General features: G+C 29.6%; 11 protein-coding genes. 6 read left to right on the top strand and 5 right to left on the bottom strand.

Going from position 1 to position 8,755, the window contains the following annotated elements:
- Nucleotides 1-36: 36 nt before the first annotated feature.
- Nucleotides 37-666, bottom strand: coding sequence for a hypothetical protein (locus NR218_RS12125; protein ID WP_049334621.1), 630 nt, complete (start codon nt 664-666; stop codon nt 37-39).
- A 193-nt stretch (nt 667-859) separates the two neighbouring features.
- Here NR218_RS12125 and NR218_RS12120 point away from each other — a divergent pair, with 193 nt between their 5' ends.
- Nucleotides 860-1,759, top strand: coding sequence for an alpha/beta hydrolase fold domain-containing protein (locus NR218_RS12120; protein WP_064206691.1), 900 nt, complete (start codon nt 860-862; stop codon nt 1,757-1,759).
- Nucleotides 1,760-1,811: 52 nt separating this feature from the next.
- On the opposite strand, the gene NR218_RS12115 is transcribed toward NR218_RS12120, so the two are convergent.
- Nucleotides 1,812-2,228 carry a hypothetical protein gene (locus NR218_RS12115; protein ID WP_070813331.1) on the bottom strand — a complete coding sequence of 139 codons (417 nt, stop codon included), beginning with the start codon at nt 2,226-2,228 and terminating at the stop codon, nt 1,812-1,814.
- Nucleotides 2,228-2,707, bottom strand: coding sequence for a thioesterase family protein (locus tag NR218_RS12110; RefSeq protein WP_070813332.1), 480 nt, complete (start codon nt 2,705-2,707; stop codon nt 2,228-2,230). Before NR218_RS12110 ends, NR218_RS12115 begins: the two co-directional genes overlap by 1 nt.
- Nucleotides 2,708-2,828: 121 nt before the next feature.
- On the opposite strand from NR218_RS12110, the gene corA reads away from it, so the two are divergent.
- Nucleotides 2,829-3,776, top strand: a complete 948-nt coding sequence (gene corA / locus NR218_RS12105) for a magnesium/cobalt transporter CorA (protein ID WP_070813333.1) — start codon at nt 2,829-2,831, stop codon at nt 3,774-3,776.
- A gap of 34 nt (nt 3,777-3,810) precedes the next feature.
- Nucleotides 3,811-4,860, top strand: coding sequence for a type 2 isopentenyl-diphosphate Delta-isomerase (gene fni / locus NR218_RS12100; protein WP_217877872.1), 1,050 nt, complete (start codon nt 3,811-3,813; stop codon nt 4,858-4,860).
- A gap of 60 nt (nt 4,861-4,920) precedes the next feature.
- Here fni and NR218_RS12095 read toward each other — a convergent pair whose 3' ends face one another.
- Nucleotides 4,921-5,529, bottom strand: coding sequence for a DNA-3-methyladenine glycosylase (locus NR218_RS12095; protein ID WP_017174913.1), 609 nt, complete (start codon nt 5,527-5,529; stop codon nt 4,921-4,923).
- A 294-nt stretch (nt 5,530-5,823) separates the two neighbouring features.
- Here NR218_RS12095 and NR218_RS12090 point away from each other — a divergent pair, with 294 nt between their 5' ends.
- Together NR218_RS12090 and NR218_RS12085 are read left to right on the top strand one after the other, a co-directional pair.
- Entirely contained in the window at nt 5,824-6,150 is a 327-nt protein-coding gene (locus NR218_RS12090) for a YnfA family protein (RefSeq protein WP_017174912.1), read from the top strand.
- A gap of 29 nt (nt 6,151-6,179) precedes the next feature.
- Nucleotides 6,180-7,190: an aldose epimerase family protein gene (locus tag NR218_RS12085; RefSeq protein WP_019835635.1), complete on the top strand. Its 1,011-nt coding sequence runs from the start codon at nt 6,180-6,182 to the stop codon at nt 7,188-7,190.
- Between the two features lie 55 nt (nt 7,191-7,245).
- Here NR218_RS12085 and NR218_RS12080 read toward each other — a convergent pair whose 3' ends face one another.
- A complete protein-coding gene (locus tag NR218_RS12080; RefSeq protein WP_017174910.1) occupies nt 7,246-7,902 on the bottom strand; it encodes an MOSC domain-containing protein in 657 nt (218 codons plus the stop codon).
- A gap of 160 nt (nt 7,903-8,062) precedes the next feature.
- Here NR218_RS12080 and NR218_RS12075 point away from each other — a divergent pair, with 160 nt between their 5' ends.
- A complete protein-coding gene (locus tag NR218_RS12075) occupies nt 8,063-8,752 on the top strand; it encodes a ribose 5-phosphate isomerase A (RefSeq protein ID WP_070663398.1) in 690 nt (229 codons plus the stop codon).
- Nucleotides 8,753-8,755 lie beyond the last annotated feature (3 nt).

Below are 8,755 nucleotides of genomic sequence, written 5' to 3'. Positions count from 1 at the left end.
TTTTTATTTTATTAAATATAAAATGAGATTACATTTCTATTTGATTCTAGGATGACGATTTCTAAAGAAAAAGCTTATAAATAATAACGCTAAACTACTTGAAAGTAAGATCAGTGCATTGTGAATAGCATCTGCTTCAGTAATAATTTGATTTGGTGGTAAATCTAAGAAAAAGTGATGCAAGTTCTGAGAGATTTGCTTTCCTAACATTTGAATTGTATAACTAAAGGAAAAAGCAATCATTAATGCAACAGCGATAATGATGAAATTAATCACTTTTAAAATCGTTCTATTAAATACAATGGTTAAAATTGAAATAATCATGCTGCCAATACATAAAACGAAAAATATATTAAAGGCTAGAATAAATTTATCGATTACACCTTGTAAGTTAGCGACTTCACTAATATTAATATTGAGTGGTCCAATCTGAGTAGTTGTATTTTGAAAATTTTTAATCTCAGAGAAATCAATCGCTTGATTTGCAAGAACAAAATTTAGAATAGGCTGTTTATACATGCTATAACAAGTAATCCCTACAAGTATAAGAATGATGATATGTATAATTAAACTTATCCACGAATTTTTCTTTTTACCATAATAAGCTTGTTGGTTAACACGATCATATGGGGGGCGGTTTGTTTGATATCTATTAGGATTTTGCATTATTATTACTCCTTTGCCGTCATTCATTTGTTTTCTATAGTTGACTCATTTATACTGAATTTAATATGCAATAGGCAATTATATGAACTAGATTGCTCATTTTTAATCATATAAATAGTATTATATCGTTTTTTAAGCTTTCTGTAATAAAGTTTGATTAATTTTATAAATTTATAAGGTAGGTAAAAATTTTATGAAAACACGTATGGTAAATAGAATCGTTAATAAATATTTACTACATAATCGCTCAATTCAGTTTAAGAGTAAAGACGAATTTGAATCGTTTATGGAGCGTAGAAAAGATATTAATAGAGCGAAACATAAGCAACCTCCAACTTTAAATGTGAAAGCAAATCTTGATAAATTATCTTTAGGAGATATGCAAGTGTTTAGATTTAATTTTCGTCACGAAACTAAAAAGAAAATTTTGTATATTCATGGTGGATACAACACATTACAACCTTCTCCATTCCATTGGAGATTAATGGACAAACTTGCACTCAACACTTTATATGAGGTCGTTTTACCGATATATCCTAAAGCACCAGAGTTTCATCTTAAAGATACATTTAAAGCAATTAATAATGTATATGAATCGTTATTAAGTGAAGTTAATAATGAAAATATTGTTATTATGGGTGATGGAACTGGTGGAGCACTTGCACTTAGTTATGTACAACAATTAGTAGAAAATGGCAAAACGTTACCATATAAAATATGTTTAATTTCTCCGATGCTTGATGCAACAATGACAAATCCTCAAATTACTGAAAATTTGGTTGAAAAAGATCGTTTTGTTAATATTCAAGGACTTCAAAATATAATGAATGTGTGGAGCGATAAAGAACCATTATCAAATCCTTTAATTTCTCCGATATATGGAATAAAACAAGGATTGCCACCAATTATAATGTTTGGTGGTGGTAAGGAAATTTATTATCCAGATATGCAACGTTTGGCATATGAATTGGAAACTTATAATCAATCTATACAATTTTTTGAGTATCCAAAAATGTTTCATGACTTTGCGTTATTCCCAATTCATGAATCTCATAAGGTGATTAAACAAATTAATAAGGCAATTCATGAATAATGATAAGGACTAAAGTAGAATTGAGTTAGATTTTACTTTAGTCCTATATTTTTTATATTGAATATTTATTGATTTGCAATAATAATTCACTAATAATATCATGCTGACCTTTACAATGATAATAAGTATCGAGAGATTGTGCCAACCTTAAGTTTTCTTCGGATTCATAAGTTGTAGTATGTAATTCTATTACATTTAAAAGTTGTTGTTCAACGTCTTGAGAATATCTTTTTAGATTAGCTATTAAATCATTTTCATCCGTAGTCGTTTTAATTTCTCTATCTAATGCTTCTATCGCTTGTTTTTGTCCTTGGTAAAAACTGATATTAAATGTTCGTTGAATGAGCTCTTGACTTGGTCCATTCATAAATAATGAACGATTTTCATTTAATTCAATTAAATGTAGTTTAAGTGTATCACTAAGATCAAATAATGTGTTTTCTAAGATTTCAGAAATAGACTCTGTCATTATGCCTCTCCTTTTTTTGGAATGCCGATTTGATGTCCTAATGATTTAGGCCAACGCTGATCATATTGAGAATCATAGTATATTTGGATATTAGATTTATAATGTGCGGGGAAAGAAGCAGGGCGGCGTGTTAAACGATTAATACCCATCATCATTATTTCGCTTGTTGCAGCTAAAGTTTCATCATTTTTAAATAATTCTAAAAAGAAGTGAACACGTTTTTCATCATAATCATAAATACGAACACGAACTGAAAACGATTCTTCGAAGTGTAATTCCTTTAAATATGTTGTATGTTCTTCGACTGTAAATGTTGTATAATTAAGCGCTTCTCTTTCTTTTAATGATAAACCATTATAATGATTAAATTCACTAATAACTTCACTGAAAACTGAATTATATTCTGCATCGTGCATATGTTGGTTAAAATCTACTTGAGAAGATACTACGCTTTTATGAATAATAAATGGATAGTTCATAATATTTTATCCTTTCTTTGAAATTTTATAAAAATACTTTACTAACATAAAATAACACATACACAATATTTAATTCATGGTAGAATGATAACCGTATGGTTAAATAGGAGGAAACAAAAAGATGACCATGACAATTCGATATCAAACTAAGAACGAACCACTAACTCAAGTTGAACAGATCAGTGATGTACCTAATGATGCTACTATTGTGTGGTTGGATTTTGAAGATGCAACATCCGAAGAAAATGATTTTTTGATTGAAAACTATAATTTTAACTATTTAGAATTAGAAGATGCTATTAAAGGGGTACCACGAGTTAAATATAAATCTTATGATGATTACCAATACATGGTATTTCATAGTATGCATAAAGATGATTTTACTCCTATAGCATTGAACGTATTTCTAGACGGAAAAACATTAATTACTTATCATCAACACCATTTTGAATCATTAATGGAAGTTGTCAATATGAATGCTCGTAAACATGATCCAGATTTAGATTGTGCTGATATCGTTATACATATCCTTGATATGATGGTAGATAAATATTTTGATTTTGTTTATGCCATTGAAGATGAGGTATACAGCTTTGAAGATGCGCATGTAGATGATACACATAGTAAAAAAGTAATGGATAATGTCTTTCAATTACGTTCTAATCTTATAAAAATAAAACGTGTATTATTCCCAATGCAAGAACTTGTGAATACAATTAAGACTGAAGGTAACTTAATTGTAGATTATAAACATTCAATGTATATTCAACATATTGATGATCATATTATTAAACAAAATAATATTATTAGAACCTCTCAAGAAATGACAAATGAAATTCGAGAAAATTTTGAATCTTATTCTTCGTTTAGAATGAATAGTATTATGCAAGTATTGACACTCGTGTCAGTTATATTTTCTCCTTTAACATTTATAGTAGGCGTATATGGAATGAACTTTGAATATATGCCAGAGTTAAAATGGCACTATGGTTATTTTATTTGTTTAACTATAATGTTACTCATTTCAATTGCATTAATTCTCTTTTTTAAAAAGAAAAAGTGGTTTTAATATAGAACATAGTTTAAGGAAAGTAGGTTGTTACATGAGAGATATCCAAAGAGAGCAAAGAAAAAATGAACATGTAGAAATTGCAATGGCACAACAAGATGTCCCTCAATCAGATTTTGACCGTATGAGGTTTGTACATCATTCAATTCCAAATATCAATGTGAATCAAGTGGATTTAACGAGTCATACTTCAAATTTTGATATGACATTTCCCTTGTACATTAATGCAATGACAGGTGGAAGTGATTGGACTAAGGCAATTAATGAAAAGTTAGCAGTCGTTGCTAGAGAAACAGGCTTAGCTATGGCTGTAGGATCTACGCATGCAGCTTTAAGAAATCCTAAGATGGCTGAATCATTCAGCATTGTACGTAAAACAAACCCTGAGGGCATTATATTTAGTAATGTAGGGGCAGATGTACCAGTAGATAAAGCTGTTAAAGCAGTTGAATTATTAGACGCACAAGCTTTACAAGTACATGTGAATGCACCACAAGAATTAGTGATGCCAGAAGGGAATAGAGAATTCTCGACATGGTTAGAAAATGTGGAAGCAATTGTTCAACGCGTAAGTGTACCTGTTATCATTAAAGAAGTAGGATTTGGCATGAGTAAAGAATTACTACAATCTTTAGTAAATATAGGTGTAACGTATGTAGATGTGAGTGGAAAGGGTGGCACTAATTTTGTCACAATAGAAAATGAGCGTCGTTCAAATAAAGACATGGATTACCTTTCAAATTGGGGCCAATCGACTGTAGAATCATTACTTGAAAGTATAAGTTATCAAAATAAACTAAATGTATTTGCAAGTGGTGGATTACGAACACCTTTAGATGCAATTAAAAGTTTAGCTTTAGGTGCAAAAGCTGTTGGCATGTCACGTCCATTTTTAAATCAGGTTGAACATGCTGGTATTACTAGTACCATTGAATATGTAGAATCATTTATAGACCATATGAAATCTATTATGACAATGCTAGATGCTAAAGATATTAATGATTTAAAACAAAGTAAAATTGTTTTTGATAGTAAGTTAATGTCTTGGATAGAGCAAAGACATTTAAAAGTTGAACGTGGATAATATTAATCGCTTTTGAAGAAGGACGACCTTTTCAAAAGCGATTTTTTATTGAATGAGGTGTTACTTCCATGTTTCTTCTGGTAATAGACAATCGGATTTTCTCATTCTAGAGACATATGGATTTCCTTTAACAGTATATCTTAAGTGTTTTTCTGTCCATTCACCTTTATTTGGGATACCTATACGTGCACTTTCTTCAATCTCTCTAGGAAATTTTCTATTCTTTACATCAATAGATAAACGACATTGATTAATTGTTGAACCATCTATTGCTCTAGGAATATTAAATGCTTTAGTCCACTTTCCTGGCCCATTTGTAAGTTCGAAACCAGATTTATTTCGGTTGATTTTCATAGTTTCGATACCATCTTCAGGTTCAACTGCACGTATTAAGACACCTTCTGGGATACCTTCTTCACGTGTTACTAAATTAATAAGTAAATGCGTATGCATAACATGGCCATATATGGTTCCACCACGTTGATATAAAGAAGTGACTTTAGGCGTTTGTTTCCCACCAAATCCATGTGCTGCTTTATCTTTAAAACCTAAATAAGCTTCTGTTTCGACAATATAGCCACTATAAGTTTGTGTTTGATCTTGATAACTAATTTTAACGCCTAATAAAGATTTAGCCGTTTCAATTGTTGGTTTATTTACAAAGTCCAATATAAATACCTCTTTCTTTAAATGAATCATTTGGATGCTTGTCTAAATTTTTTAATAATTTTATTATAGTGGAAAATGTTAGAGTTAGAAAATATTAAATGCATTGATAGAGAATGAAAAAACATTTAATAGATAGCGTTTACATTTTTAAATTTATATAAAACCTATGGAATATTAATTAAAAAAGTGTAACAATATGTATTGATGATAAAGTCAAAGTTTAAAAGTAATAGATGAAATTTAAAGCAGTTTGCTACAATGAAACTAACTTTTCAAAAGTTGGTGAATAAAGAAATGATATATTCAATATTTATTTTTGTATTATCAGGTCTCTGTGAAATTGGTGGAGGCTATCTAATTTGGTTGTGGTTAAGGGAAGGACAATCAAGTTGGTTAGGGTGGATTGGTGGACTAGTGCTTGTCTTATATGGTGTGATTGCTACATTTCAAGTGTTTCCAACCTTTGGACGTGTCTATGCGGCATATGGCGGAGTGTTTATTATAATGAGTATCATATGGTCATTTGTATTTGATAAACAAATTCCAGATAAGTATGATGTCTTAGGTGCTGTTGTATGCATTATTGGCGTATTAATAATGATTTTACCAAATAGAGCCTGATCAAGCGTGTTGAGAGGGAGACGTAAGTAATGATAGTTGAAGTAGAGAAACAAAATCATGGTATAGATTTAATTAAAATAGATAATGACGATACGTATATTGTATTTACAAACTATGGAGCACGAATTGTGTGTTGGAAATATCATGATAATAATATTGTGTTAGGTAATAAAGTAGAAGCGGATGAATTTTACCCTGAAAATCCATATAAATTTGGAGCTACTATTGGACGATATGCAGGACGTATTGAAAATGCTTCTTTTAATTTGAACAATAAATATTATCAATTGGAAGCAAATGAAATGACTAATCAACTTCACGGCGGTAGTAATGGTTTAGACAGACGGTTGTTTGATTATGAAATACAAAATAATATAACAAATATTAAAGTTATATTTAAACTTCAGATACAATCAAAAGAGGATGGTTATCCTGGAGATATGATGATTAAGGTTATACATACATATGATGTTGAACATCGCTGGACGATTGAATATGAAGCAACATCAAATGAAGATACATTATTCAATCCTACAAATCATGTGTACTTTAATCTAAATAGAGATAATAATGTCATTGATAATCACTCTATAATAAGTGAACAATTAAAAATGTATCCTATTGATCAGAACCATCTTATTTCCAGTCAACAGCCTATTGATTTATTAGAACGATTTAATCATCGACCTATTCAATTTCAAGATATTTTTAATTCTGAAGATAAACAAATTAAAGAACAAATATATTTTAATAAAGGTCTTGATCACCCATTTGATATTGGTCATCATCGTCTTATCGTTGAAAATAACGAGTTTGCGTTAGATGTAGAAACAACAATGACTAATATAGTAATTTTTACTTTTAATGATACATCAGAATGGAAGAGTGATTTTAATATTTATAAACCTCATTCAGGTGTAGCGCTAGAAACACAATACTTACCTAATGATATTAATAATGAAGGCAATAAAGCTAAGTCAATTCTAAAAGCTAATGTTCCATTTTATGCGAAGACAATATATCATATTTCAGAAAAATAACTTTATTTTTATTCAGAAACATACCACTATGACATTAAGTGATAGTGGTATGTTTCTATTTATTCATTGCTTTTTCTTTTAATAATTTCAATTTTTCAATACGTTTAGGAGATAAGTAAGGATTATTAATAGCTTTATTTAAACGATCTATATTTTCACGGTCATTATAATAAATATCATTCAAATTTTGAACAGATAAGCGTGTAGGAGATTCAGCAGTTTTAAGGAGTAATAAATGATCTTGTTGCTGCACATAACCTTCTTTTAAAACACGCATATAAAATCCTGTTTTACCTGAGGATGACATCCGCTTAACTAAATGTTTAATACCATACTTTCTTTGAATCTTCCAGCAAGGTTCACGTATTTCAGAAACTTCTACAATTGCCTCTCCTAATTGATATTGATTTCCAAAATACACATCATTTTCATCAAGGTCAACGAGAGTTAAATTTTCACCAAACATTGCATAATCAGGTAGTATATTAATATCATCTTTATACATTGCATAATTTTTCTTACTAAAACAACAAACAGCTTTGTGTGGACCACCATGGTCCTTATAAGCTTGTTCATCCTCACTGAACCCTGTATAAGATAACCACATTTTTCCAGAAAACATTGTTTTATTTAAAGCAGAATGCATTGGACGTTTTTGATCATAGTTTAAAGTTTCAATTTTACCAGTTGAAATAGCATATACGGGAATCATGTTATGGTCTCCTTTTTTATCATATCTGTTATTTTACTATATTTTTAAAAAGTATAAAAATATCTTTTGATAAATTAAATGAATGTAAAATAGACCTAGGTATTTTAAAAAGGCTAGTGTAAAATAATAAATGAGTATATGAAAAGGAGTTATAGTACCGATGAAGGATGCGAAAGAACTCAAATTAATGACGACAGATGATGCAGTAGCTCAAATCCAAGATAATATGATTCTTGGAATTGGAACAGGAAGTACAATTGAACTATTGATTCCTAAGATTGCAGAGCGTATTCAACAAGATAATTTAAATGTTACAGGTGTATGTACATCTAATAAAAGTGAATTTCTTGCTAAACAATATAATATTAATGTGGTTGATATTAATGATATTACTTATATAGATTTAGCTATTGATGGTGCAGATGAAATTGATTCAGATTTAAACCTTATTAAGGGAGGCGGTGGTGCCTTATTCAGAGAGAAAGTCATTGATGAAATGGCAAGACAATTTATAGTTTTAGCAGACGAAAGTAAAATGGTAAATTACTTAGGTGAAACTTTCAAATTACCTATTGAAGTTGATAAATTTAACTGGTTACTGATATCTAAAAAAATTGAAACATATAATGATATCTCAGTCGAACGAAGAATGAATGAGGATATACCATTTATTACAGATAATGGGAATTATATTTTAGACTGTGAATTAAAAAGTAAGATAGATCCTTATCAATTACATGAATTTTTAATTCATCTCACAGGTGTGCTAGAAACAGGTTATTTTTTAGATATGACAACACAAGCGATTATTGGCACTCAAGAAGGAATTAAAGTAATTAATAAGAAGTAAAAA

It is taken from the genome of Staphylococcus sp. SUC_1.2 (assembly GCF_026222585.1).
Note: the sequence above shows the minus strand (reverse complement) of the source record. Positions and strands in the feature narration are given on the sequence as shown.